Here is a 24,715-nt window from a genome sequence, read left to right on the forward strand (position 1 = left end):
GGTGACGGGATGACGACGACGGTCAGGCAGGTCCAGGTCACGTTCGACTGCGCGCGGCCGGAGCGCGTCGCCCGGTTCTGGTGCGAGGTGCTGGGCTACGTCCCGCCGTCGCCCCCGGACGGCTTCGCCACGTGGGACGACGCGAACGCCGCGCTCGCGCCCGAGCAGCGCGACACCTGGTTCGCGTGCAGCGACCCGACCGGCGCGGGTCCGCGCCTGTACTTCCAGCGGGTCCCCGAGGGCAAGGTCGTGAAGAACCGGGTGCACCTCGACGTGCGCGTCGGCACCGGGCTCGTCGGGGCCGAGCGCCTCGCGACGCTCGAGGCCGAGCGCGACCGCCTCGTCACCCTGGGCGCGACGTGCGTGCGCGTCATGGTCGCGGACGAGGAGAACGAGTCGTGCATCGTCATGCTGGACGTCGAGGGCAACGAGTTCTGCCTGGACTGACCGCGAGCCCCGCTGCCGCGCCGCGGCTCAGCGCAGGAACGGGTCCATGATGGCGGCCACCGCCGCGGCGGCACGGTCGGCGTCCGCGTCGGCGATCGCCTCGACCAGCTCGTGGTGGTGCCGGTGCGCCGCGTCCTCGTCCTCGTTCTCCTCGTCGCGCATGTGGACGGCGAACACGTCGAGCATGCTCGAATACAGCGTGACGTACAGGGGGTTGTGCGTCGCCTCCACGATCGCGCGGTGCAGGTCGAGGTCCGCGCTCGCGCGCGCGTCGGGGTCGTCGGTCGACCACGTCTCCTCCCGCCGGTCGCGCAGCTCGCGCAGCAGCACGACGTCGGCGTCCGTGCGGCTCGCGGCGGCGAGCGACGCCGCGGTGCTGTCGAGGGCGAGGCGCAGCTCCAGGTAGTGACGGCGGCTCCCCCCGGCGAGCTGGCGCTCGAGGGTGCCGGTCAGCTCGGAGCGGGAGATGACGAACGTGCCGCGCCCCTGCTCGCGGCGCAGCAAGCCGGCGTGCACCAGCGACTGGAGCGCCTCGCGGACCGTGTTCCGCCCGATGCCGAACTCCGCCACCAGGGCGACCTCGGTCGGGATGCGCTCGCCGACCGGCCAGCGCCCGGAGACCACCTCGTCACGGAACCGTGCCGCCGCCTGGTCGATGAGTCCTACTCGACGCAGCGGCTCGCGCGTGTCAGACTGCTCAGGATTCATCCCATGATCCTATCGTCGGCCGACCTCACAGCGGAGCTTTTCATGGCCACACTCTCCCCCACCTGCGTCCCCGCAGGGCGAGTCCGCCTCACCCTGTGGGCCGGCCTCGCCGTCGCGCTCACGGCGATCAACCTCCGGACGGCCGTCACGGGGTTCACCCCGCTCCTGGAGACCATCGGCGCCGACCTCGGCTACGGCGTGGCCGTGGCCGGGCTGCTCGGCACCGTGCCCGCGGTGTCGTTCGGCCTCTTCGGCTTCCTCGCCCCCGTTGTCACGCGCAGGTTCGGGCTCGAGCGCACGGCCACGGTCGCGCTGGGCCTCACGGCCCTGTCGCTCGTGCTGCGCGCCGTCTCCCCGTCGACCACCTGGCTGGTGGTGTCGACCGTGCTGGCCCTCGCCGGGATCGGCGCGGCGAACGTCGTGATCGTCCCCCTGGTCAAGGCGTGGTTCCCGGACCGGATCGCCCTGTGGACGTCGCTCTACCTGATCCTCATGCAGACCGGTCAGTTCGTCGCCCCACTGCTGGCCGTCCCGGTCGCCGAGGCGACCAGCTGGCGGTTCTCCGTCGGGATCTGGGCGGGACCCGCGGCGCTGGCCGCCGTCGTCTGGCTCGTCCTGGCGACCCGCCTGCCCGCCGACCACCACGCGCCCTCGGCAGCCGCCGCGTCCGGGGCGAGGCCGCGGATCGGCCGGTCGTCGACCGTGTGGGGCCTCGTCGTCCTGTTCGCGGCGATCTCGTGGTCGAACTACGGGATCATCACCTGGGTCCCGGCCGTCCTCACCGACGCGGGCGGGAGCGCCGCGCTCGGCGGCACCATGGTCGCCCTCTACTCCGCCTGGGGCATGGTCGCCGCGCTGGTCGTCCCGCACCTCGCGACGCGCCTGGCGAACCCGTTCGTCGTGGTCGTCGTGTGCGCCGTCGTGCTCGTGACCGGGTACCTCGGCCTGCTCCTGTCCCCGCTCGACGGCACCGTGCTGTGGATGTGCGCGCTCGGCATCGGGGTGAGCACGTTCCCCCTGTGCATGACCCTCATCAACCGGCGGACCCGGACGCCGCAGTCCGCGTCGGCCGTCTCGGGCTTCGTCCAGGGCCTCGGGTACGCGCTCGCATGCTTCGGCCCGATCGGCCTGGGCCTGCTGCGCGAGGCGACCGGGTCGTGGTCCGTCCCGCTCCTGGTGCTCGCCGCGACCGCCGTCCCCGGGGTGGTCGGCGGCTGGTTCGCCTGCCGCCCGCGCTTCGTGGAGGACACCGTGCCCCCGGCCCCGGAGCCCGTCGCCGACCGCCTGCCGCCGCGCTGATCTCGCCGCGGCGAGCCCGGTCGCCACATCACCGGCACGTGGCGACCCCGGTGTGACCGTGGCTGATGACCAGACCCGACCGCCCGCCGTCGAGCACAAGGTTCCCCGCCCTCCAGAACGACGTGGGGGCCGTCATCCGGCGGATGACGACCCCCACGTCGTGTTCGGCACCGCGAGGGTGGTCCGGGTCGGCCCCGGTTACTGGCCCGTGAAGACGAACTGCGAGCCGGGCTCCTTCGCGACGTCGCCGTCACGCGAGTTCGTGACGGTCACGTTCGACAGGATCGCGTTGCCGCGGGCGCCGCCCATCGCGAGGATGCCGGAACCGTTGTTGGACTGGTCGATCCGCACGTTCGTGATCTTCACGTCCGGCATGTTCCCGCCGCCGTTCTTGAACTGGATGCCGTCGTACGTGGAGTCGACGATGTCCGTGTCGCGGATGGTGACGCCGACGATGTCGTGCGTCTGCGGGAAGATCGTGATCGCGCCGAACTCCTGGTCCTCGTTCCAGAACGCCCCGCCGGTGCGGTAGAGGCCGTTGTTGGCGATGAGCGTCGTCCCCGAGAACGGCAGGGGGTCGTGGTCGGTCGCCAGCATGATGCCGGGGTAGTTCATGGTGTCGTAGACGAGGTTGTTCTCGATCGAGTTGTCGTACCCGCCGTAGATCGCGATGCCGTTGGCACGCCACGGGAGCTGGACGGTGTTGTTGCGGAACGTGTTGGAGTGGCCGATGTCGACGGCCCGGTCCTTGACGTACGGGTTGGCCCAGACGGCGAGCGCGTCGTCGCCGGTGTTGCGGAACGTCGAGTTCACCACCGTCGAGTTGCGCGTCCCGTTGCTGAAGTTGATGCCGTCCGCGTAGGTGTTGCGGATCCGCATGCCGGAGAAGACCAGCCCGTCACCCGGGTTCCACAGCTCCGGGATGTTGGAGTAGTCGCGCCCGACCCACACGCCGACGTTCGCGTGCTCGATCCACACGTTGGTGATCTTCGTGTTCTTGCCGAAGCGGCCGTTGAGCCCGACTCCGCCCTCCTCCTGGCCGTTGTTGCCGCGGATCGTGCCGGAGCCGAAGATCGCGAGGTCGGAGATCTGGGTGTTGTCGTCGACGTCGAACCCGAAGTTGCCCTCGTGCGGGTGGTTGATGACGCCCGGGGCGAGGTGCGGCGGGATGAGGCTGTAGAGCTGCGAGTGCCACATGCCCGCGCCACGGATCGTCACGTCGCTGATGCCCACCTGGTTGTGCATGCCGCGGTTGAGCGGGTCGTCGGTGAGGATCTTCTTCTCCTGGCGCCACTGCCCTACCGGGATCCAGACGCAGTCGATGTCGCCGTTCTGGTTCGCGGTGACGGCGGCCTGGATGGCCGCGGTGTCCTCGAGCCCGTCGTTCGGCACGGCGCCGTACTCGGTGATCGACGTGCACTGCGCGGGCTTGGCCAGCGGCGGGGCGACCTGCTCGAGCTCGACGAGGTCGATGACGTAGAACGCGGCGTCGTCGCCCGCGTCGCGCTGGAGCTTGAACACCGTGCCCGCGGGGAAGGACCGGCCGAGCAGCGCGTGCGACTCGTCGAAGAGCCGGCGCGCGTCGCCGCCCGGCGTGTTGACCAGGCCCTCGGGCTGGTCGGTCGTGCCGTAGAGCCAGGCGTGCTTCGACGACAGCGTCAGCTTCTGCACGAACTGGCCGTCCGCGTAGAGGCTGATCGTCTTCTCCTGGCCGCCACCGCCGGGGGCGTCGGGGATCGAGTTGCGCACGACGATCGAGTTCGTCGGATTGGTGGACGTGAGCTGGACGTACTGACCCGTGCTGGTCAGGCGCACGGACTCACGGCCCGACGACTCGGTCGCGAAGTTCGTGTGGCCGAACGTGCGCAGCGCGTCGGTCTGGAGCAGCGTGCCCGTGTACTGGCCGTCCTCCGCCTCGTACGTCGTGTACGGGACGGCGGCGCCGCGCCCGACGGTCACGGCGAGCGTGCCGGTGTTGTTGCCCTCGTTCGTCTCGGCGACGACGCCCGTCGCGTCGGCCGTCGCGGTCACGGTGGCCCCGCCGTTGGTCGCGGTCCACGTCCCGCTCGGCGTGACGGTGACGGTCGCGCCCGCGGCGACGGCCGGCGTCGTGCCGTTGAGCGTGGTGGACCCGGCGACGACGCGCGTCACCGACCCGGCCGCGACCGGCTGGTTGCCGCGGTTCCGCACCTGCACCGAGAACGTCACGGCCGTGCCGACGGCCGGGTTGGCCGGGTTGGACGTCACCGAGACGACCTCGAGGTCCGGACCGGGCGCCTCGCCCACGACGAGCTTCGCCGTCGCCGTGAACGCGTTGTCGGTCTCGTTCTGCTCGACGACGGTGTTCGCCGGGTCGACGACCGCACCCACCGTGTACTCGCCCGCGGGCCGGGTGCCCGCCGCGACCTGGACCTGCGCGCTCGCGCCGGGCTGGAGCGCGGCGACCGCGGCAGAGCCCGCGGTCGAACCGCCGAGCCTCCCGTCGAGCGTGGTGGCCGACGACGCGCGGTCGCCCGTGTTCTTCACCGTCGCCGTGAGCGTCACGGGGGTCGTCGCCGTGGGCGACGCCGGGGACGCGGTCACCGCGGTGACGGTGAGGTTGGGGTTCGGCGCCGGGGCGCCGTAGACCTCGAGCTCGGCGACCTGGCCGTTGCCCGCGCCGGTGTTGCCCGTGAAGCGCAGGCGCACGTCGGTGGCGGTGCCGGTCACGGGGACGTCGACGAGGTTGCCGCTGCCCGGCGCGAACGCATACCCGGCGGACGCCTTGAGCTCCTGCCAGGCGCCCGTGCCGGTGCGGCCCCACACGGAGAAGGTCTGCGTGCGCGGGCCCCACGCGGCGTCGGGGTTGAGCCGGACGCGCACGCTGCTGAGCTGCGTGGGCGCGGCGAGCGCGACGTCGAGCGTCGACGGGTACTGCCCGCCCGCGCCCTCCCAGTAGGTGGTCGCGCTGCCGTCGACCGCGTTGCCGGCGACGAACTGCCACTCCGTCGACGACGCCGTGGCGGGACGGCTCTTCGCGTAGTTGGTGCCGGTCGGGTCCGTCGGCCCGGTCGGGTCCGTCGGGTCGGTGCCGCCCGTGGGTGTGCCCCACACCTGGAGCTCGGACACCTGGCCGTTGCCCGCGCCCGTGTTGGCGGTGAAGGCGAGGCGCACCTCGTCGACCTCGGCGTCGAGGGGGATCTCGACCTTGTTGCCGCTCGCGGGGTCGAACCCGTACGCCGCCGACGCCTTGAGCGTCCGGAACGACGACTCGCCGTCGGAGCGGCCGAGCACGCTGAACGTCTGCGTGCGTGACGACCACACGGAGGGCGGGGGCAGCGTGACGACGACGCGGTCGACGTCGGCCTCCGCCCCGAGGTCGACGGTCAGGTGCGACGGGTACTGACTGCCCGCGCCCTCCCAGTAGGAGCTCGCGTTCCCGTCGTTCGCGTTGCCCGCGACGTAGTTCTGCGTCACCGACGACGCGGCGATCGGCTTGCCGAGCGCCAGGTTGGTGGCGTCCGCGGCGTGCGCCGCGGCGACGACGCCGAGCGGCGCGACGAGCGCGAGCGCGGCGCCCGCCACGACCGTGTGCTTCCAGGGGGTTCTCATGAACGTCCTCGTTCTCCCGCCGGGGCGGGCTCGTCCACCCGCGGGCAACGGTGCCCGACGGCGCGCGCGACCGTGCTGGTGCCGCGCCACCGTCACGGGTGGGTCGGGTCAGGTCTGGTTCAGGGTCGTGACCGGGATCGACCCGAGGTCGAGACCGGTCAGCCGGGAGTGCCACGAACGACCCGTCAGGGATGGTCACCGGTCGGACCCGTGGCGGAATTCGAGAGTTGCAGCGTGTGCACTGCTTTGTGCTGGGCTTCTGTCAACTTCTTGCGTCGTGCAGTACGGACGTTACGAGACGGACATCCGGGGCGTCAAGGGTGGGCGTGGCGCGGGTGTCTGGCGTGACGATGGACCGGGATCCCCCGGAGACGAAGGAGACGCGCGATGGCGAAGTACCTGATCTCGTTCCCCAGCGGCGAGATGGACCTCGGTCCCGGCGGCCTCGCGGCGGCCGCGGCCGCGGCGCACGCGGTCGTGCGCGAGGCCAAGGAGGCCGGGGTCTGGGTGTTCGGCGGCGGGATCGACGAGAGCGTCCCGCCCGTCCTGGTCGCCGGTGACGGCACCGTCACCGAGGGCACCTACCCGCAGACGGCCCGGCTCGAGGGCGGCTACACCGTGCTGGAGGTGCCGTCCCGCCAGGAGGCCCTCGTGTGGGCGGCGAAGATCGCCGTCGCGTGCCGGTGCGCGCAGGAGGTCCGGGTGTTTCAGGACGACCCGGAGAGCTGAGGCCGGGAGCGGCGGCCGTGTGGTCGGGAGGGTGTCGACGCGCCCGGTGTCGCTACGAGGGGCGGGGCGAGAGGTCCGCCGCCTCCACCGCGGAGCGCAGCGCCTGACGCGCGGCGGCGACCCCCGGGTGCGTCCGAGACCCGCGGCGGTAGGCGAGCGACGTCCTGCGCCGGACCGCGAGCGGGGTGAGGACCACGTCGCCGGGCGCGTTCCCGGTCGCGAGGTCCGGGACGAGGGCGACGCCCTGCCCGGCCGCGACCAGCGCGAGGACGGCGCCGAAGTCGTCGGCGTGGTGGCGGATCTTCGGCGTATAGCCCGCGGCCTCGCAGGCCCGGACGGTCAGGACGTGGCACAGGGTGCCGGGTGTGCCGGCGATCCAGGTCGCCTCGCGACGGTCGGCGAGCGCCCCGGAGTCCCGGGCGGCCAGGTGGACGGTCTCCTCCATCAAGGGCTCCACGTCGAGGCCGATCCCGACGGTGAGCGGGACGTGGTCGTACTCCTGGACCAGCGCGACGTCGACCACGTCGCTCCGCAGCGCGTCGGGCATCGAGGCGGGGTCGAGCTCGGAGACCTGGATGCCGAGACCCGGGTGGTCCGTGCTCAGGCGCACGGCGGCGGGCGTGAGAAGGGTCGGCACGGCCGTCGGGAAGACGCCGATGCGCAGCGTCCCGCCGACCGTGGTGGCCGCCGACGCGAGGTCGGCGTCCGCCTCTCGGAGGATCTCCAAGATCCTCTCCGTGTGCGCGACGAGCGTCTCCGCGGCCGCGGTGAGCCGGACCCGGCGACCCGACCGCTCGAGGAGCGGCACCCCGGCGTCGCGCTCGAGCGCGGAGAGCTGCTGCGACACGGCCGAGGGCGTGTAGGTGAGCGCCTCCGCCACGGCCGCGATGGTCCCGCGGTGCGAGAGCTCGCGGAGCAGCCGGAGCCTGCGGACGTCGAGCATAAGGAGAACTTACGGCATGCAGCACGAACCTGAACTGGACCCGACGGTCGCCACGACTCGAGAGTTGCGGCCATGGAGCTCTCCGGCCTTTACGTCCCCCTCGTCACGCCGTTCACCGACGACGACCGCCTCGATCTCGACGCGCTCGCGACGCTCGCCGCAGCGGTCCTCGACGACGGCGCGGCCGGCGTCGTCGCGCTGGGCACGACCGGTGAGCCAGCGACGCTGACCCGCGCCGAGGCGCGCCAGGTCGTCGACGTCTGCGCCGCGGTCTGCGCGGGACGCGACCGGCAGCTCGTCGTCGGCACGGGGACGAGCAGCACCGCCGCGTCGGTCGACCTGATCGCCGACCTCGACCCCGGGGCGACGGCGGCGCTCGCCGCCGTCCCGTCGTACACACGCCCCACCCAGGAGGGCGTCGTCGAGCACTTCCGGCGCCTCGCCGCGGCGTCCCCCGTCCCGCTGGTCGTCTACAACGTCCCGTACCGGACGGGCCTCGGGCTGACGACGGACACGCTCCACCGGCTCGCCGACCTGCCCGGCGTGGCCGGGTTCAAGCACACGGTGGGCTCGATCGACGACACCACGGTCGCGTTTCTGAGCACCCTCCGACCGGACGTGTCCGTGCTGGCCGGCGACGACCTGTACATCGGCCCGCTGATCTCCCTCGGCGCCCGCGGCGCGATCACGGCGAGCGCCAACGTCTCCCCGCGCGCCTACGCGGAGCTGGTCAGCGCGTGGAGGCACGGGCCGGCGGACCGCGCCCTGGCGGTGCACGACGCGCTGGTCCCGCTCGCGCGCACCCTCTTCGCCGAACCCAACCCCGCCGTGATCAAGGCCGTCCTCGCCGCCGAGGGCCGCATCGCCAGCCCGCGCGTGCGGCTCCCGCTGCTCCCGGCGACCCCCGCCGCCGTGTCAGCGGCCCTCGCGTGCCGTGACGCTCTGTCGGCTTCCCCGCGGTGACGGGACCGACGGCCCGCCGAGCGTCCCTCTGCACGACGACGGCGCCGTACCCGCCCGAGGTACGGCGCCGCCGTCGTGCGGGAGCGAGGGTCAGCCGTCCTGCCGGGAACGGTGGCAGGGGGTCGTTCACCCATCGCCGCGGAGGCGGGCCCACAGCGGGTCACGCTCGCCGATCCCCGACACGAGGCGCACGACCCCGCCGAGCTGGCCACAGCCGCACGCCAGCGAGAGCAGCCCTGCTGCGACGAAGGCCGTGGCGAGGGCGGGCATGTCCCAGATCCCCGTCGGCGCGAAGGCCATCGAGACACCCATCACCCCGCCCAGGAGGGCGAGAGCCGACGTGGCGATCCGCGCGAACACCGGCGGCTCGAAGTTCACCGTGCGGGCCTCGAGCCACCCCGACGCTCGGCGCGTACGCCCGGCGGCCCGGTAGGGCAGACGAAGCCACCAGGCCGCACCTCGGACCAGGGCACGTCCGGTGCGCCACAACCGGAACAGCACGACGCCGCACACGACCACGAGACCGAGTCCCGCCACGCCGAGAACGACACCGAGCATCAGGCCGACCGGGTCCGGCGCGAGCGCGACGATCATGTCCATCGCCGCCCCGCCCAGGAAGACCCCCACCGATGTGCCGACGAAGGCGCCCAGTCCGCACCACCACCGCCCCCATCGCTCGTAGTCGGCACGCAGCTCGGCCGCGGCGCCGTCGGCACGCGCCGGCGATCCCTGGCCGGCTCGTGCCGCGTCGACGAGCGGACGCGACGACGGTCGCATGAGCACGAAGGGCATGGCCTGAGGCTACCGACGGGTCAGGCGACGAGCGGGTCGACCCGAGGGAGGGAACTGCGCCACGTCGTCGGGTGCCGGGCCCATGCACCAGTCTGCAGCGATCCACTCGGGCGCCGCGCTCGCCGCGACGGACGTCTTCGGTGCGGCGCTCGCTCTGGCCAGAGCGGTCGGTCAGGCTCGGAACCCGTGCCGGAGGGCTACGCCTTGCGACGCATGAGGACGACGGTGGCAGTGCCACCGAGGGCGAGCAGGAACGCGAGCACGAGGAATGATGCCGCGTCCGCGCCGGTGGACGCGAGGCCGCCCGGTCCGGAGTCCGCGCCACCCGATGCGGTCGGCATCGGGGTCGGGGTGGGTTCTGGGGTCGGCGCGATGTCGTAGGCGTTGGCCACGACGACCTCGGCGGTCTCGTCCTCGGCGATCGTCACGCTCTCGGGGGTCACGGTGGTCTGCGTCAGGAGCGTGCTCTGGGTCGCGCCCGTGGCGGTCTCCTCCACGGTGCACGTCGTCCCGGCCGGGATGTCCTCGACCTCGAGGGCGACGTGGTCGCCGTCCGCGAGACCGGCCGGGAGCTCGACCTGCTGGTCGAAGGCCCCTTCCGGGTCGTCGCAGGTCAGCACGAGCGTGATGGGGCCCTGCGTCCCTGCTGCGGGCCCCGTGACGGCCTTGGTGATGCGGAGCGCCCCGGTCGCGACGTCGTAGGTGTTGGTCACCGTGACCTCGACGGTGTCGCCGTTGCTGATGAGCACCGACTCGGGCACGGTGCTCGTGCTCGTGACGACGACGCTGCCGTTGTCACCGTCGTCGGTCTCGGTGACGACGCACGACCACTCCGCCGGCAGCCCCCCGATGGTCTGCGGGTGCTCCCCGGCCACGGCACCCGCGGGGACCGTGAGGGTGTGCTCGACGCTGTCCTCCCCGTTCGGGGACGTGCACACGACGTCGACGACAACGTCGGACTGCAGGCCCGCACCGTCCCCGGTGACGACCTTCGTCACCTCGAGCGAACCGGCGGCGAACGGCTCGAGGAGCGCCCCGGCACGCCGGGTCAGCTCGCTCTCCTGGGCGAGGATGAGCTTCTGCGCGGCGTCCCGTCCGACGTTCGTCCCGTCGTACAGGTACACGGTGCTCTCGAGGACGGTCACTTGTCTCTCGAGCACGAAGCCGTGCGGGCCGGTCGGCGACGCGACGCGCGCCCACAGGGTGGCGCCTGGTTCGACGGTGGCGCCGTCGGCGAGGAGGTTCGTCCCGTCGGGGTCGGTGAACACCTCGACCGCGAAGGACCGGATGGTGGCCGGTCCGTCGGCCTCGACGGTGAACGGGCCGACGATCTCGCCCGTCTGCGGTGCGGCGAGCAGCTCCGGTGTCACCTCGAGCGTCGGCGGCGTGGGCTCGGGGGCGGGGCCGTTCGCGATCGCGTCGGCGACGATCTGCGCGACGTACGGGCGCACGGCATCGCCCGTCGCAAGGACGTAGTCGTCCGAGAAGAACCAGATCGCTGCCTGGACCGCGGCCGCCCGGGCGTTCGCCGAGGGCGCGGCCGCGGGTTCGCCCGTGACCGGGTAGTAGTTGTCGAGGATGTAGCCGATGTACCCGAGGTTCGGCACGTTCGCCTCGTCCCAGGTGCCGAGCTCGTAGTTGACGCCCACCTCGGTGTCGGTGAGCAGGTCGATGCAGTACGTCAACGCCGTCTGGCCCGACACCGTGTCCGTGACCTGGATCGTCCCGGCGAACGACGCGTCGTTCGCCGTCGAGCCGGCCGGGACTCCCGCCGGGTAGCCGGCCAGGGGATCGAACCCGTCGGGGGCGGTGAAGCCGGCGACGGCCTGGCCGGCGCCCAGCGCAGTGATGGAGAGCTCGGTGAAGATTCCCCGTGGCCCGGCCGCCCCACCGTCCGGGTTCGGCATGGCCCTCGCCTCCGGTGACCGCACCACGATCATCATCGCCAGCAACGCGAGCGCGAACAGGCAGGCGGACCAGCGCAGCACCGTGGTCCCGGACGTTCTCGTGCCTCGTACCAGCATCTGTTTCCCCCGTGCGAGCCGTTCCGACGTCCCCAGGGTGCCCCCAGGCGTCACGAATCGCCATCGCTGGCGCGCCACGAATCGGGACGACGCCGCTGCACGGCCTGGTGCGAACTCCCAGGCGCGACCGCGCCGAGGACTGCCGCATCAGATGTACGGGACGTGACAGGCGGCAAGAAGTGCGCGCGGCACCGGGTGCGGTGCAGTGGCAGTCGAACGCCGTCGACAGCTAGCCGAGCGCGACGACCGCGACCCCTGCCGCGACGGCGAGGGGTGCGAGCACGAGACCTTGGCGGACCACGTGCCACGTGGGCGGAGGTCCGTGCTCGAACGCGTGACGGCGGTACTGCTGCCACCACAGCACGGTCGCGAGCGACGCCCACGGCGTGATCAGGGGCCCGGCGTTCACCGCGACGAGGAGCGTCGCGAGCCGGTCGACGCTCTCCCCCGCCGCGGGCAGCAGCGCGAGGAACGCGGGCAGGTTGTTCACCAGGTTGGCGGCGACGACGCCGGTCGCGGCGAGCTGCGCGAGGTCACCCGGCCCGTCGCCCGTGCCCGCGACGGCGGCGAGGAGGTCGCCGAGCCCGTGCGCGTGCCAGGTCTCCACGAGCACGAAGAGCGCCGCCACGACGAGAACGGACCGCCACGGCAGCATCTCCCGCACCGGCACGAGGGGCCGCACGCGCCGCCACCACGTCGCGAGCGAGAGCACCGCGGCGCCCGCGAGCGCCGTCGGCGCGACGGGCAGCTCGAACGCGAACGCGACCGCGAGGAGCGCGACGACCGCCGCGGTGACGCGCAGGAGCAACCGGTCGGGCGGCGTCGGGCCGGCGCCCGCGAGGGTGAAGCGCCCGCGCAGGTCGCGGCCGTGCAGCACCAGCAGCACGACGACGGTCACGGCCAGGACCGCGAGCGCCGGGGCCCACATCACCCCGACGTACCCGGAGCCGAACCGGTGCGACGCGAGCAGGTTCGTGAGGTTCGAGACCGGCAGGAGCAGTGACGCCGTGTTGGCGAGCGCGAGGACCGTGAGCGCGAGCGGCAGGGGCCGCGTGCCCGTGCGGCGCGCGAGGGCGAGCACGACCGGCGTGACGAGCACCGCCGTCGTGTCGAGCGAGAGCACGACGGTGCTCGCCGTCGCGAGGACGACGACGAGCCCCCACAGGGCGATCCGCCTGCCCCGGGCGAGCCGCGCCGCGCGGGCCGCGACGGCGTCGAACAGGCCCGCGCCCGCGCACAGCTCCGCGACCACGGTGATGGCGAGGAGGAAGATCAGCACGGGCCCGGTGCGCGCGAGCAGGTCGCGCGCGTCGGCAGCCGGGAGCAGCCCCGTCGCGGGCAGCACGACGACCACCACCGCCGCGACGAGCCACAGCGGCACACGGCGGCGCGCCGGTGCTCCCGAGGCGTTCACGTCGCGATCGTAGGGCCCGGGGCACGACCACGAGCGCTCAGGGGCGCGACGGCGGCCCGTTGTCCCGGGGCGCGCAGCACCCGTCGGCGCAGTTGTCTGCCTCGCGCTCGCTGACGAGCGCCGCGACGGGAGCGCAGCACGCGTCCCCGCGCCAGGCCTCGACGCCCTCCTTGACGGCGACGCCAGCGATGACGAGCGCGGCGACCGGGTCCGCCCAGGACCACCCGAGGGTCGCGTTGAGCACGAGCCCGACGAGCAGCACCGCGGACAGGTAGGTGCACAGGAGCGTCTGCTTGGAGTCCGCGACGGCGGACGCCGACCCGAGCTCGCGGCCCGTGCGGCGCTCGAACCACGACAGGAACGGCATGACGGCGAGGCTCACGGCGGCGAGCCAGATGGCCACGGCGGAGTGCTCGGGCTCCGCGGCGCCGAGCAGCGACCGGACCGCGTCCACGGAGACGAAGACGGCGAGGCCGAAGAACGACACCGCGATGAGGCGCAGCGCGACCCGCTCGCGCCGGTGCGGGTCGGGCGCGGCGAACTGCCAGGCCACCGCGGCGGCGGACAGCACCTCGACGAGCGAGTCGAGCCCGAACCCGACGAGCGCGGCCGACGACGCGACGCGGCCCGCGGTGATCGCGACGGCCGCCTCGACGACGTTCCACGCGATCGTCGCCGCGACGACCCACCGGACTCTCCGCTCGAGGACCGCACGACGCGCGGCGGACAGTGCGGCAGGTGTGGGGCCGATCGAGACCGACGTCATGAGCACGTGCACCCGTCGGGGCCGCAGCACGTGGGGTCGACCTGGACGACGAGCCGCAGCAGGTCGTCGAGAGCAGGAGCGAGGTGGGGGTCGGCGAGGCGGTACCAGGTGCGACGGCCGTCGGGGATCGCCTCGACGAGCCCGCACCCGCGCAGGCACGCGAGCTGGTTCGACATGACCTGACGCGAGACGCCGAGCGCGTCGGCGAGGTCGGACGGGTAGGCGGGTGCCTCCCGCAGCGCGAGCAGGACGCGCGTGCGCGTCTCGTCCGACAGGGCGTGCCCCAGCCGCGCGAGCGCCGCGGTGTGGGTGAGCGTGACCGTCTCGACCATGCGCTCGACAGTACAGGAAAACATGTATTCATAAAATGGTGTATCGACGCGCAGCGCGGGACCCGCCGAACCCGGGGTTGTCGCCCGTCAGGTCGCCGAACCCAGGTCTATGGCCGGGTTCGCGGCGGAGATGAGCCACAACCCCGGGTTCGGCACCATGGCACGGCGCGTTTCGTTAGTATCTGCGTATGCGTGAAGATACGAAGGCTTGCACGTTCGGGGTGGACAGCCAGTACGTCGAGCTCGCGGCGGAGGTGTTCTCGCTGCTCGCGGACGCGACGCGGGTCCGGATCGTCCTCGCCCTGCGCGACACCGAGCTGCCGGTCAACGCGCTCGCGGAGATCGTCGGCAAGTCCCCGACGGCGGTGTCGCAGCACCTCGCCAAGCTGCGGTGGGGCCGCATCGTCCGCGCCCGCCAGGAGGGCAACCGCGTCTTCTACTCGCTCGTCGACGAGCACGCGCGCACTCTCGTGACCCAGGCCGTCTTCCAGGCGCAGCACGCCGTCGACGACCATCCCGCGCACCACGCCGACGGCGCGCACGCCGCGCTCGACGGGTCCTCCCCCGCCCCTGGGGCCGCCGCGGACGCCGAGGTACGGCGGTGAGCACGACCCGCCCGGCCGCCGTCGACCACGACCACGACCACGACCACGACCACGACCACGACCACGACCATCGTCACCCGACCGGGCTGCGCGGCTGGCTGCACGAGGTGTTCGTGCCGCACTCGCACGACGCGGCCGACTCCATCGACGACGAGCTCGTCGCGAGCGGCCAGGGCATCCGGGCGGTCAAGGTGTCCCTCGTCGTGCTCGGCGCGACGGCGCTCGCGCAGCTCGGCATCGTCGCGATCAGCGGGTCCGTGGCCCTGCTCGCGGACACCGTGCACAACCTCTCCGACGCGCTCACGGCCGTGCCGCTGTGGTTCGCGTTCGTGCTCGGCCGTCGTGCCGCGACGCGCCGGTACACCCACGGCTACGGCCGGGCCGAGGACCTCGCGGGGCTGTTCATCGTCGCGATGATCGCGCTCTCGGCGGTCGTGGCGGGCGTCGAGTCGGTGCGGCGCCTCGCGGATCCCCAGCCTGTGGACAACCTCGGTTGGGTGATCGCGGCGGGCATCGTCGGCTTCGCGGGCAACGAGGCCGTCGCCGTGTACCGCATCCGCGTGGGGCGCCGCATCGGCTCCGCCGCGCTCGTCGCGGACGGCGTGCACGCGCGCACCGACGGCTTCACGTCCCTCGCGGTCGTGCTCGGTGCGCTCGGCGTCCTCGCGGGACTCCCCCTCGCGGACCCGCTCGTCGGGCTGCTCATCACCGGCGCGATCCTCGTGCTCCTGTGGGGCACCGCGCGCGACGTCGGGCGCCGGCTCCTCGACGGCGTCGACCCGGAGCTCACGGACCGCGCGCGCCACGCGCTCGACGGCGTGGACGGGCTGGAGGGCGTGGACGACGTCCGCTTGCGCTGGTCGGGACACCGCCTGGCCGTCCAGGCGCGCGTCCTCATGCCGCCCGAGACGCCGGTCGCCGCCGCCGACCAGGTCACGGCCGCGGCCGACAGGGCGCTGCGCCGCGCACTGCCGTCGGTCGGGACGGTCGACGTCGCGGTGGCACCCGCCCGCTGACCGGCCGCCCCGCCACGGCTCCCCGCTGCCGAACCTGGGGCACCCTGGGCGCCGGGCTCTCCCGGGTCGGCGAACCCGGGGTCGCTCCCCACGCGACCTCGACCGTGGGGAGAGAGCCCGGGTTCGGCACCGGAGGGAGCGCGGGCGGGCGTGGGTGGTCGGCGTGAGGATGGAGCATGCTGCTCGCCGAGGTCGCCGCCACGTCCGACGCCGTCGCCGCCACGCGCTCGCGCCTCGCCAAGCGCGCGGCCATCGCGGACCTGCTGCGCCGCGTCGCCGACGACGCCGGCCCGGCCGGCGTGGCTGACGACACCGACGACGTGGACGCCCGCGACGAGGTCGAGATCGCCGTCGCGTACCTCGCGGGCGAGCTGCGCCAGCGCCGCACGGGTCTCGGGTGGCGTTCCCTGCGCGACCTGCCCACCCCGGCCGAGGAGCCGACCCTCACGCTGACGGCCGTCGACGCCGCGTTCGCGCGCATGGCCGACCTCTCCGGCCCGGGCTCGGCGACGGCCCGCCAGGCCGAGGCCGCCGCGCTGTTCGGCGCCGCGACGGAGCGCGAGCAGTCGCTCCTCGCGGGACTCGTCTCGGGCGAGCTGCGGCAGGGCGCGCTCGACTCCGTGGTGGTCGACGCCGTCGCCGAGGCAACCGGCGTCCCAGCCGACGCGGTGCGCCGCGCAGTCATGCTCGCGGGAGCCACGGGACCGGTCGCGCGCGCCGCGCTCACGGCCGGGAGCCCCGAGGCCGCGACCGACGCCCTGGCGGCGTTCCGGCTCACGGTCGGCCGCCCCGTCCGGCCGATGCTCGCGCAGTCGGCGCCCGACGTCGGCGCAGCGCTCGAGAAGCTCGGCGCCACCATCCCCGGGGAGGACAAGGACGACGCCGGGGCGCCGTCGTCGGGCACCGCCGTGGCCGTGGACGTGAAGCTCGACGGGATCCGCATCCAGGTGCACCGAGACGGCGACGACGTGCGCGTGTTCACGCGCTCGCTCGACGACATCACGGAGCGCGTTCCGGAGATCGTCACCGCGGCGCGCGCCCTGACCGCGCGGGCGCTCGTGCTCGACGGCGAGGCGCTCGTCGTCGGGCCCGACGGCGTCCCGCGCCCGTTCCAGGAGACCGCCGCCCGCTCCGCGACCCAGGGCGAGCGCAGCGCCGCCGAGGAGGCCGAGCTCGCGGCGTCGCTCGAGCTGTCGCCGTTCTTCTTCGACGTGCTGCACGTCGACGGGCGCGACCTGCTCGACGAGCCGCTGCGCGACCGGCTCGCGGTGCTCGACGACCTTCTCGCCGACGCTGCCGGGACGCACGCCGTGCGGCGCCTCGTCACCGACGACCCCACCGCCGCGACCGCGTTCTTCGAGGGCGCCGTGGCCGAGGGCCAGGAGGGCGTCGTCGTGAAGTCGCTCGACACGCCCTACGCGGCCGGGCGGCGCGGCGCCGGCTGGGTCAAGGTCAAGCCGCGGCACACGCTCGACCTCGTCGTCCTGGCGGTCGAGCAGGGGTCGGGCCGCCGACGCGGGTGGCTGTCGAACATCTGGCTCGGTGCGCGCGACCCCGACGGCGGGTTCGTCATGCTCGGCAAGACGTTCAAGGGGATGACGGACGAGATGCTGGAGTGGCAGACCCGGCGCTTCCGCGAGCTGGAGACCTCCGACGACGGGTACGTCGTGCACGTGCGCCCCGAGCAGGTCGTCGAGATCGCGTTCGACGGGCTCCAGCGCTCCACCCGCTACCCCGGCGGCCTCGCGCTCCGGTTCGCGCGCGTGCTGCGCTACCGCGACGACAAGACCGCCGCCGAGGCCGACACGATCGACACGGTCCGGGCACTCGCACGCCAGGGAGGTGGTGCGTAGCGCGAGCCCCGGGTTCTCGGCGTGCGGGTGCATCCGCGCGCGGCCGGGCACCGGAAGGAGGGGTGGACACCGTCCGGCGTCCGACGGCGAATCCGCCGTCCCGTGCACGACGAAGGGACTCGACGATGAACCTCCGACGCACGCTCACCGCGGCAGGAGCGGCGATCCTCGCCCTCGCCGCCGCGGCCGCACCCGCGACCGCCGCACCGGCTCCCACGACGACGCCCACGGGGACCACGAGCCTGGCCAGCGTGCTCGCGGCCGACGGGGACAGGTTCGACCGCAACTGGTACGACTTCGACCTCGTCGACCAGGCGGTCGCCGCCGTGCTGGCGGCCAAGCCCTCCAGCCCCGTGGCGGTGCTCGCCGACGGCACGGTGCCGCTCACCGCGTTCCTCCCGAACGACCGGGCGTTCCAGCTCCTGGCCTTCGACCTGACCCACCGGTGGCAGCCCACCGAGGAGCGCGTGCTCACGACGCTCGCCAGCACCGTCGGCATCGACACGATCGAGCAGGTGCTGCTGTACCACGTGGTCCCCGGCGCGACGATCGACGCGCGCACCGCGCTGCGGTCCGACGACGCCGTCCTCACGACGGCCCAGGGCGCGACGTTCCGGGTCGACGTGCTCAGCAAGCGCCTGGGTCTGGTCCGCCTCGTCGACCAGGACCGCAACGACCTCGACCCGTTCCTCGTCACGAGCAGGCTGGACCTGAACAAGGGCAACGTCCAGATCGCCCACGGCATCAGTGCCGTGCTGCGGCCCCAGAACATCTGACCCACGCACCTGGAGCCCGGCCCCGCGGGGCCGGGCTCCAGGTGCGCGTCGGAGCGGTCAGCAGGTCGGCACGGTGACCGTCTGCTCGACCGTCTGCTCGCCGTCCGCCCCGGTGGCGGTCACGGTGACCACGAGGTCACCGGTCACGCCGCGGGCCGCGAACGACTGGTAGGCGTTCGCCCCCGGCGCGACGGCCGCGAACGTCTTCGCCCCGAGCGCCGAGGCGATCTCGACGTCCACAACTCCACCCGAGACGTTGTCCGCGCGGACCGCCACGTAGGGCTTGCCGGCGAGGCAGCGCGGGGTGAGCGTGACCTCGACGAGCTCGACGTCGGCCGGCTCCTCCAGGGCGTCGATCGCTCCCTGGAGCGCGAGGCGTGCGTCGCGCAGCGCCGCGTCGGACGCCGCGGCGTCGTCCCGCGTCTCGGTCGCCGCGGCGAGCGCCGTGCGGAACGCCTGCCACGACTCGGGGCTGTACCCCTCGTCGGTCAGGGCCTCCGCGCTCGTCACGAGGTTCTCGAGACGACGGCGCTCGGCGGGCACGAGCTGGTCGGTCGCCAGCCCGAGACGGCGCGCCCGCTCGTCGACCTGCGCCTGGGTGGCGCCGTCGGTGCCGAGCAGCGTGCGCGCAGCCGCGAGCTCGCGCGAGAAGACTCCCGCGTCGATCCGGCCGTACCGCTCGATCTCCGCCTCGAACGCCTCGGCGTCCTCGACCGTCGCGGCGAGCGCGGCGGTGTCGGTCGTCGGCGCCTCGACGTCGTACGCGTCGGTGAAGAACCGCATGCTGTCGAGGTTCGCGACGTACGGGTGGTCGGCGTACGCCTCGGTCGACAGGCGCACCCACACCTGGTGCTTGCCGCGCACCGTGCTCGGCAGGTCGACGACGGCGGTCCCGTCCGTGGTCCAGCTCGACCCGGTGTTCGCCAGCGGGACGGTGACGAACGGCTCGCCCGGGTTCGCCGGGTCGAACGCGTCGAGGTACACCGACAGCGCCGAGTTCCGCCCGGACCGGTTGGAGTTGTGCACGTAGTGCACGGAGAGCTGGTCGAGCGCGGCGGAGCCGAGGTCGATCTCGCCGTACGCGAGCCAGTCGCCGTCCGCGGTGCCGCCGACGTTCGTCACCGGCCCGCTCGTCCACGTCGAGGACTCGTTCTTGAGACCGCGGCCGGAGTTCGACGTCCAGGCCTCGGACTCGACGACGACCGACGTCGGACCGCCCGGAGCGAACGTCAGGCTGTCGAGGTTCGCGACGAACGGGTGGTCGGCGTAGGCCTCGGTCGACAGGCGCACGAAGACCTCGTGCGTCCCCTGCACCGTCTCCGGCAGGACCACGGTCGCCGTCCCGTCCGCGGTCCAGTTGGGCCCCGTCGTCGGCAGCGGCACGGTGACGAACGGCTCGCCCGGGTTCGCCGGGTCGAACGCGTCGAGGTACACCGACAGCGCCGAGTTGTTCCCAGAGCGGTTGGAGTTGTGCACGTAGTGGACCGACAGCTCGCCGAGCGGGAGCTCACCGAGGTCGACCTCGCCGTACGCGATCCAGTCGCCGTCCGCGGTGCCGCCGACGTTCGTCACCGGCCCGCTCGTCCACGTCGAGGACTCCTTCTTGAGCCCGCGACCGGAGTTCGCGGTCCAGTCCTCGGCCTGGACGGTCACCGTCGGGGACTCGCCCGGCTGGCCCGGGGTCGCCGGGTCCTCGGCGCTGAACCGGAACCAGTCGAAGTTGCCGACCCAGCTCCGGCCCGACGGAGCGAGCAGCTCGAACGTGACGGCCTTCGCGTCGACGAGCGCCTGCACGTCGCCGAGCTCCGCCGTCACCTCGGCGTACTTGCCCCAGCCGCTCGTGCCCTTGAGGTCGACGGTCGCGACCACGGGGCCGCTCACGTCGCCCGCGTGCACGCGCACGGTGCTCGGCGTGTCCGTCGGGGCGAAGCTCGTGTCGTACCGGACCGTGAGGAAGCGCGGCGGGGTGGTGTTCCCGGCGGCGGTCTCGAAGGTCATGTCGCGGTACTGCACCCACGACCCGGAGCGCACGCCACCGAGGTTGCCGGACGAGCTGTTCGCCTCGTTCTTCAGCTCCCCGCCCGACCACGCCTCGGACTGCTCGGCCTCGAGCGTGCGGTAGCCGCCGCCCGTGAGGTCGAGCGCGTCGATCGCCGCGCCGAGCCGATCGGCCGCGAACCGCAGCGCGATGCTCGTCGCGGCCTCGTCCGAGAGCGCCTCCTGCGCCTGGGTCAGCGCGGTGGAGAACCGGTCGAACGTCACCGAGGAGTAGTTCCCGTGGCGCACGAGCACCGCGTCGTCGACGAGCCCGGCGAGCGCGTCGCGCTCGGCGGACGCCACGGACAGCCGCAGCGGGGAGAGCACCGAGACGCCCTGGCCGCGCAGCGACGACGCCGCGACGCCGTCGGCGAGCGCGCCGTCGCCCAGGTGGACGTAGAAGCGCGCGTCGGCGGACGCCGTTCCCGTCAGCGAGACGGTGAGCGCGGTCGGCGACGCGACCGTCACGGCCGCCGTGACGCCGTCGGGCAGCCCGACGACGCTCGCCGCCCCGCTCGCGACGAGGTCCGTTCCGGCGGACGCGGCGAACCGCGCGCCGTCGAGCGTGAGCGTCACGGTCGCGTCGAGCGCGCCGCCGTCGCCGGTCTGCACGGTCGTGGGGTCGGCGCTGACGCGCGGCCCCTCGGCGGGCTCGTCGGTGGCGGTGCTCATCGAGAACGCGGGCTCGGTGTCCGTGCCCCAGTCGCTCGGCTGCTCGCCCATGCGGAACGCGAGGTCCGCGCCCCCGATCACGGTCTGGTAGTCGACCCACGTGTTACCGAACGGCGCGCCGTCGAGCGTCGCGGACTGGACGTAGAACGCGTCCTCGGAGACGCCGTCGGCCGTGACGGTGAAGGCGCTGCCGTCGTCGTAGGTGATGGTCGTGGCGTCGAAGAACGGCGACCCGATCTGGAACTCGGAGGACCCGGCGGTCACCGGGAACAGCCCGACGGCCGCGGCGACGAACATCGTCGACATCGTGCCCGCGTCGTTGTCCATCGTGGGGAGCATGCCGCGCGGGTCGAGCTGGTAGACCTTCGTCTTCACCGGGGGCGTGAACTCGCCGCCGCCGCTCGGGACCGCGCTGGAGGAGCCGGTCGCGATGTACCGGTTCCAGGTCTCCTTCGTGTAGATCGCGCGCGTCCACTTCTGGGTGAGGCTCGGCTCGCCCGTGTAGTTGAAGAGGTACGGCGCCTGGAGGTCGATCTCGTTGGCGTTCGAGTGGAGCATGGCCTTGCCGTCGTCCGGTGCGTGCTCGCCGAACATGTGGCGCATCGCGAGCCGCGCCGCCTCGGTGCCGCCCATCGCCTCGACGAGCGCGTCCATGTCGTACGCGTCGTACCAGTGGTACTGCCAGAGCGTGCCCTGGTAGAGGCTCGCGGCCTCGAACTTCGCGTAGTCGGCGGTCTGCCACGAGCCGTCGGCGGCCCGCGGGGTGAGGAGGCCGACCTGCGTGCCGTCCGCCGCGGTCCACGCACCGGGCTTGGTGAGCTTCTCGATCGGCCACGACGCCTGCTCACGCATCGTCTGTGCCTCGTCCGTCATGCCGAGCTCGTCCGCGATCACGGACAGGCCGTACTGGTCGTAGCCGCGCTGGACGGACGCACCGGGGTTGCCCGCCACGTAGCCGCGCTGGAGCTCGTCCGCGCTGTACTGCCCCACGAGGCGCTTCAGCGCCGGGTACGCCTCGTCGAGGCGGTCGAACCCGTCGAAGCCCTTGGCGATCGCGTCCGCGACCACGACGGACGACCGCTCCCAGCGGACGGTCGGGACCGAGTGCACGAACCCGCCGAGGCCGCTGCCCGTGCCGGTCGCCTCGGCGTCCGCGAACAGGTAGACGAGCGACTGCACCATGTCGCGGTACAGCGCCGGGTCGATGTACGCGATGACGGAGAACTTGCGGAAGTCGTCCCACGTGGCCCAAGAGTCGTAGTACGTGAAGCCCTGCGCGGCGTGCACCGCGCCGTCGACGCCGCGGTACGTGCCCGACGTGCTCGTCGCGTTCATCGGCATCGCGAACATGCGGTACAGGTGCGTGTAGAAGAGCTTCTGGAGATCGCCCGTCGGGTCCGTCGCCGTCGAGGCGTCGATCGCGACCCGCCCGAGCGTCGCGTTCCACTCGGCCCGCGTGCGGTCCCGGATCGCGTCGAACGAGAGCTCGCCGAGCTCGACCTGCTGGTCGACCCGCGCCTGCTCGACGCTCACCGGCGACAGCGTGACCTGCAGGCCGACGTCCCCCGCGTCGGCCGGGTCGAACGTGAGGATCGCGCCGGTGTCGACGCCGTCCTGGGCCGTCGCGTCGACGAGCTTGTCGTCGTCGCCCCAGGTCTGCACCGTCGCGGGCTGGAGGGTGCGCGCGGTGTAGTACAGCGTGTACGCGGCGTTGTAGAAGTAGCCCGTGACCTGCCCGGACAGCTCCACGGTGCCGTCCGCGCGCGTCTCGACCTCCACCGAGGACGACCGGCGGCTCGTGTTGTTCGTCTCGAGGTCGACGACGAGGCTCGGCGTCGAGCCCTCGGGGAACGCGTAGCGGTGCACGCCCGAGCGCGTGGTCGCGGCGACCTCGGCCTCGATCGTGCCCGGCGCGGCCGCGATGGTGCCGTCCTTGCCGGCGACGTTGCCGAGGCCCACGGAGTAGAACCCCGGGCCGGCCTGCTCGTCGTCGTGCGAGAACGGGTGCGCGTACGTGCCCGTGCTGGGCCGAGCCGTGTACGACCCCGACGTCGGGACCACGAGGATGTCACCACCGCCGCCGGAGCCCCCCACCCCGTCGAGGTTGGTGTGCGTGAAGCCCGAGATCTTCGACTGCGCGTAGTCGTAGCCGGTGTTGTTGCGGCCCGGCGTCGTGCGCGGGTTCACCTTGGCCAGACCGTTGGGCGCCTGCGCCGCCGGCATGTCGTTGCCGTAGTCGCCCTCCGTGCCGACGAACACGTCGACGAGCGACGCGAGGTCGCTCTCGGCGGCGTTCGCCGCGGGGGCCGCGACGGCCGCGGCTGGCGGCAGGACGCCGACGGCGAGCGCGGCGGCGAGAGCCCCGGCGAGGGCTCCGCCGAGCCGGCTGCGGCGGCCTCGTCGGGGGTGGGGGTCGGACGTCGGGCTGGCCCCGCGTCGTCCGACAGCGCTGTCAAGACGCGCGGCAGATGTTCTGGCCACGAAAGCTCTCCTTGGGGGGTCGTGCCGAGGCTGCTCCGCCTCGCCGCGCCCACGGTACGTGGCGGACCGGGCCTCCTCAAGACCCCGTCCGCGAAGTTCACCTGCCCGACGGGCGCGGTTCCCTGCCCCGACACCGGTCTGCCGGCACTCTGCGGCCCTCCGGGAACTCGTGTCGAGACGCTGCATCCGCGCGGGCCTCCGCACCGGAAGAGGGGGTGTCAGCAGCCCGAGCGCCCGGCACCGACCGGGCCGAGAACCGGAGGACACCATGCACCGCACCGCACGACGCAGCGCCGCGCTCGCGGGCGCAGCGACCCTCGTCACCACCTTCGCCGGGATCGGGGCCCTCGCGCTCCCCGCCCACGCCGCCACCGCCGACGGCGCCTCCCTGTCCGTCCTGCACGGCGTGCCCGACACCCCCGTCGACGTCTGGGTCGACGACGAGCTCACTCTCGACGACTTCCAGCCGGGCGACCTCGCCGGCCCGCTCGACCTCCCGGCCGGGTCGTACAGCGTCGCGATCACCGCGCCGGACGCGACCGACACGAGCTCGCCGGTCATCGGCCCGGTCGACCTCGAGCTCGCGGCCGGGACGAGCTACACGGCCGTCGCGCACCTCGACGCGGGTGGCGAGCCGACCGCGACCCTCTTCACCAACTCGACCGAGCCGACGGCGGCCGGCCAGGGCCGCCTGACCGTGCGCCACGTCGCGGCGGCGCCCGCGGTCGACGTGCTCGCGGGCGGCACCGCGGTCGTCACCGGGCTGGAGAACCCGAAGGAGGCCGTGCTCGACCTGCCGGCCGGCACGGTGTCGGCGTCGATCGCCGCCGCGGGCACGACCGACCCGGTGCTCGGGCCGGCCGACCTCACGGTCGCCGAGGGCGTCAACACGATCGCCTACGCGTGGGGCAGCCTCGAGGCGGGCAACCTCGCGCTCGCCACGCAGACGGTCGAGGGGCTGCACTCGTCACCGTCCGGCGTGCCCGCGGGCCTCTCCGGCCTCGCGGCCGAGGCCCCGAGCAGCACCGCCACGGGCGTCGCGATCGCGTTCGGCGCGTCCCTGTTCGGGCTGCTGCTCGTCGCGTCGGTCGTCATGCTCGCGCGCGCGTGGCGCGAGCAGTAAGCGCACACCACGCACCCCGTCCGGAGCGACCGGGACGCATGACGCAGCGCACGAACCCCGGTCGACGTGCTCGCGGGCGGCACCGCGGTCGTCACCGGGCTGGAGAACCCGAAGGAGGCCGTGCTCGACCTGCCGGCCGGCACG

General features: G+C 73.4%; 18 protein-coding genes. 9 read left to right on the top strand and 9 right to left on the bottom strand.

Going from position 1 to position 24,715, the window contains the following annotated elements; genetic code table 11:
- Nucleotides 1-9 precede the first annotated feature (9 nt).
- Nucleotides 10-447 (top strand): VOC family protein, encoded by a 438-nt coding sequence (locus tag ACFVN3_RS02200; RefSeq protein ID WP_378230100.1) that lies wholly within the window; start codon nt 10-12, stop codon nt 445-447.
- Between the two features lie 27 nt (nt 448-474).
- Here ACFVN3_RS02200 and ACFVN3_RS02205 read toward each other — a convergent pair whose 3' ends face one another.
- Nucleotides 475-1,155 (bottom strand): FadR/GntR family transcriptional regulator, encoded by a 681-nt coding sequence (locus ACFVN3_RS02205; RefSeq protein WP_264029069.1) that lies wholly within the window; start codon nt 1,153-1,155, stop codon nt 475-477.
- Nucleotides 1,156-1,197: 42 nt separating this feature from the next.
- On the opposite strand from ACFVN3_RS02205, the gene ACFVN3_RS02210 reads away from it, so the two are divergent.
- Entirely contained in the window at nt 1,198-2,454 is a 1,257-nt protein-coding gene (locus tag ACFVN3_RS02210; RefSeq protein WP_378230102.1) for a CynX/NimT family MFS transporter, read from the top strand.
- Nucleotides 2,455-2,652: 198 nt separating this feature from the next.
- On the opposite strand, the gene ACFVN3_RS02215 is transcribed toward ACFVN3_RS02210, so the two are convergent.
- Nucleotides 2,653-6,045: a CARDB domain-containing protein gene (locus ACFVN3_RS02215; protein ID WP_378230104.1), complete on the bottom strand. Its 3,393-nt coding sequence runs from the start codon at nt 6,043-6,045 to the stop codon at nt 2,653-2,655.
- A 387-nt stretch (nt 6,046-6,432) separates the two neighbouring features.
- Between ACFVN3_RS02215 and ACFVN3_RS02220 the strand changes: the two genes are divergently transcribed.
- Nucleotides 6,433-6,774: a YciI family protein gene (locus ACFVN3_RS02220; RefSeq protein ID WP_378230106.1), complete on the top strand. Its 342-nt coding sequence runs from the start codon at nt 6,433-6,435 to the stop codon at nt 6,772-6,774.
- 52 nt (nt 6,775-6,826) lie between these two features.
- On the opposite strand, the gene ACFVN3_RS02225 is transcribed toward ACFVN3_RS02220, so the two are convergent.
- Nucleotides 6,827-7,717, bottom strand: a complete 891-nt coding sequence (locus tag ACFVN3_RS02225) for a LysR family transcriptional regulator (protein ID WP_378230108.1) — start codon at nt 7,715-7,717, stop codon at nt 6,827-6,829.
- Between the two features lie 72 nt (nt 7,718-7,789).
- Here ACFVN3_RS02225 and dapA point away from each other — a divergent pair, with 72 nt between their 5' ends.
- Nucleotides 7,790-8,680, top strand: a complete 891-nt coding sequence (dapA, locus tag ACFVN3_RS02230) for a 4-hydroxy-tetrahydrodipicolinate synthase (RefSeq protein WP_378230110.1) — start codon at nt 7,790-7,792, stop codon at nt 8,678-8,680.
- A gap of 126 nt (nt 8,681-8,806) precedes the next feature.
- Here the strand turns inward: dapA and ACFVN3_RS02235 are convergent, their stop codons facing one another.
- The 5 genes from ACFVN3_RS02235 to ACFVN3_RS02255 form a co-directional block, all read right to left on the bottom strand.
- Nucleotides 8,807-9,472, bottom strand: a complete 666-nt coding sequence (locus tag ACFVN3_RS02235) for a hypothetical protein (protein ID WP_378230112.1) — start codon at nt 9,470-9,472, stop codon at nt 8,807-8,809.
- Nucleotides 9,473-9,669: 197 nt separating this feature from the next.
- Nucleotides 9,670-11,379: a DUF5979 domain-containing protein gene (locus tag ACFVN3_RS02240; RefSeq protein ID WP_378230114.1), complete on the bottom strand. Its 1,710-nt coding sequence runs from the start codon at nt 11,377-11,379 to the stop codon at nt 9,670-9,672.
- A 346-nt stretch (nt 11,380-11,725) separates the two neighbouring features.
- A complete protein-coding gene (locus tag ACFVN3_RS02245; protein ID WP_378230116.1) occupies nt 11,726-12,910 on the bottom strand; it encodes an SLC13 family permease in 1,185 nt (394 codons plus the stop codon).
- A 37-nt stretch (nt 12,911-12,947) separates the two neighbouring features.
- A complete protein-coding gene (locus tag ACFVN3_RS02250; RefSeq protein ID WP_378230321.1) occupies nt 12,948-13,676 on the bottom strand; it encodes a cation diffusion facilitator family transporter in 729 nt (242 codons plus the stop codon).
- Nucleotides 13,673-14,008: a helix-turn-helix transcriptional regulator gene (locus ACFVN3_RS02255; protein WP_047230949.1), complete on the bottom strand. Its 336-nt coding sequence runs from the start codon at nt 14,006-14,008 to the stop codon at nt 13,673-13,675. The genes ACFVN3_RS02250 and ACFVN3_RS02255 overlap by 4 nt, the downstream gene beginning before the upstream one ends.
- A gap of 188 nt (nt 14,009-14,196) precedes the next feature.
- Between ACFVN3_RS02255 and ACFVN3_RS02260 the strand changes: the two genes are divergently transcribed.
- From ACFVN3_RS02260 to ACFVN3_RS02275, 4 genes are all read left to right on the top strand, one after another.
- Entirely contained in the window at nt 14,197-14,613 is a 417-nt protein-coding gene (locus tag ACFVN3_RS02260) for an ArsR/SmtB family transcription factor (protein ID WP_378230118.1), read from the top strand.
- Nucleotides 14,610-15,629: a cation diffusion facilitator family transporter gene (locus tag ACFVN3_RS02265; RefSeq protein ID WP_378230121.1), complete on the top strand. Its 1,020-nt coding sequence runs from the start codon at nt 14,610-14,612 to the stop codon at nt 15,627-15,629. Before ACFVN3_RS02260 ends, ACFVN3_RS02265 begins: the two co-directional genes overlap by 4 nt.
- Before the next feature lie 176 nt (nt 15,630-15,805).
- Nucleotides 15,806-17,482: an ATP-dependent DNA ligase gene (locus tag ACFVN3_RS02270; protein ID WP_378230123.1), complete on the top strand. Its 1,677-nt coding sequence runs from the start codon at nt 15,806-15,808 to the stop codon at nt 17,480-17,482.
- Between the two features lie 125 nt (nt 17,483-17,607).
- On the top strand, nt 17,608-18,258 hold the full coding sequence (locus tag ACFVN3_RS02275) for a fasciclin domain-containing protein (RefSeq protein ID WP_378230125.1): 651 nt from the start codon (nt 17,608-17,610) through the stop codon (nt 18,256-18,258).
- A gap of 57 nt (nt 18,259-18,315) precedes the next feature.
- Here the strand turns inward: ACFVN3_RS02275 and ACFVN3_RS02280 are convergent, their stop codons facing one another.
- Nucleotides 18,316-23,448, bottom strand: coding sequence for a glycoside hydrolase domain-containing protein (locus ACFVN3_RS02280; protein WP_378230127.1), 5,133 nt, complete (start codon nt 23,446-23,448; stop codon nt 18,316-18,318).
- Between the two features lie 268 nt (nt 23,449-23,716).
- Here ACFVN3_RS02280 and ACFVN3_RS02285 point away from each other — a divergent pair, with 268 nt between their 5' ends.
- Nucleotides 23,717-24,571 (top strand): DUF4397 domain-containing protein, encoded by an 855-nt coding sequence (locus ACFVN3_RS02285; protein WP_378230129.1) that lies wholly within the window; start codon nt 23,717-23,719, stop codon nt 24,569-24,571.
- Nucleotides 24,572-24,715: the final 144 nt, after the last annotated feature.

Origin of the sequence: Cellulosimicrobium sp. NPDC057862 (genome assembly GCF_042797035.1) — a bacterium.
GTDB lineage: Bacteria > Actinomycetota > Actinomycetes > Actinomycetales > Cellulomonadaceae > Cellulosimicrobium.

Bases quoted from the DNA above. Each gene is read 5' to 3' on its own strand.
- ACFVN3_RS02240 (WP_378230114.1), bottom strand. From the start codon at position 11,379: ATGCCGAACCCGGACGGTGGGGCGGCCGGGCCACGGGGAATCTTCACC.
- ACFVN3_RS02220 (WP_378230106.1), top strand. From the start codon at position 6,433: ATGGCGAAGTACCTGATCTCGTTCCCCAGCGGCGAGATGGACCTCGGT.
- ACFVN3_RS02270 (WP_378230123.1), top strand. From the start codon at position 15,806: ATGCTGCTCGCCGAGGTCGCCGCCACGTCCGACGCCGTCGCCGCCACG.
- ACFVN3_RS02235 (WP_378230112.1), bottom strand. From the start codon at position 9,472: ATGCCCTTCGTGCTCATGCGACCGTCGTCGCGTCCGCTCGTCGACGCG.
- ACFVN3_RS02260 (WP_378230118.1), top strand. From the start codon at position 14,197: ATGCGTGAAGATACGAAGGCTTGCACGTTCGGGGTGGACAGCCAGTAC.
- ACFVN3_RS02225 (WP_378230108.1), bottom strand. From the start codon at position 7,717: ATGCTCGACGTCCGCAGGCTCCGGCTGCTCCGCGAGCTCTCGCACCGC.
- ACFVN3_RS02210 (WP_378230102.1), top strand. From the start codon at position 1,198: ATGGCCACACTCTCCCCCACCTGCGTCCCCGCAGGGCGAGTCCGCCTC.
- ACFVN3_RS02275 (WP_378230125.1), top strand. From the start codon at position 17,608: ATGAACCTCCGACGCACGCTCACCGCGGCAGGAGCGGCGATCCTCGCC.
- ACFVN3_RS02200 (WP_378230100.1), top strand. From the start codon at position 10: ATGACGACGACGGTCAGGCAGGTCCAGGTCACGTTCGACTGCGCGCGG.
- ACFVN3_RS02255 (WP_047230949.1), bottom strand. From the start codon at position 14,008: ATGGTCGAGACGGTCACGCTCACCCACACCGCGGCGCTCGCGCGGCTG.
- ACFVN3_RS02215 (WP_378230104.1), bottom strand. From the start codon at position 6,045: ATGAGAACCCCCTGGAAGCACACGGTCGTGGCGGGCGCCGCGCTCGCG.
- ACFVN3_RS02250 (WP_378230321.1), bottom strand. From the start codon at position 13,676: ATGACGTCGGTCTCGATCGGCCCCACACCTGCCGCACTGTCCGCCGCG.
- dapA (WP_378230110.1), top strand. From the start codon at position 7,790: ATGGAGCTCTCCGGCCTTTACGTCCCCCTCGTCACGCCGTTCACCGAC.
- ACFVN3_RS02285 (WP_378230129.1), top strand. From the start codon at position 23,717: ATGCACCGCACCGCACGACGCAGCGCCGCGCTCGCGGGCGCAGCGACC.
- ACFVN3_RS02205 (WP_264029069.1), bottom strand. From the start codon at position 1,155: ATGAATCCTGAGCAGTCTGACACGCGCGAGCCGCTGCGTCGAGTAGGA.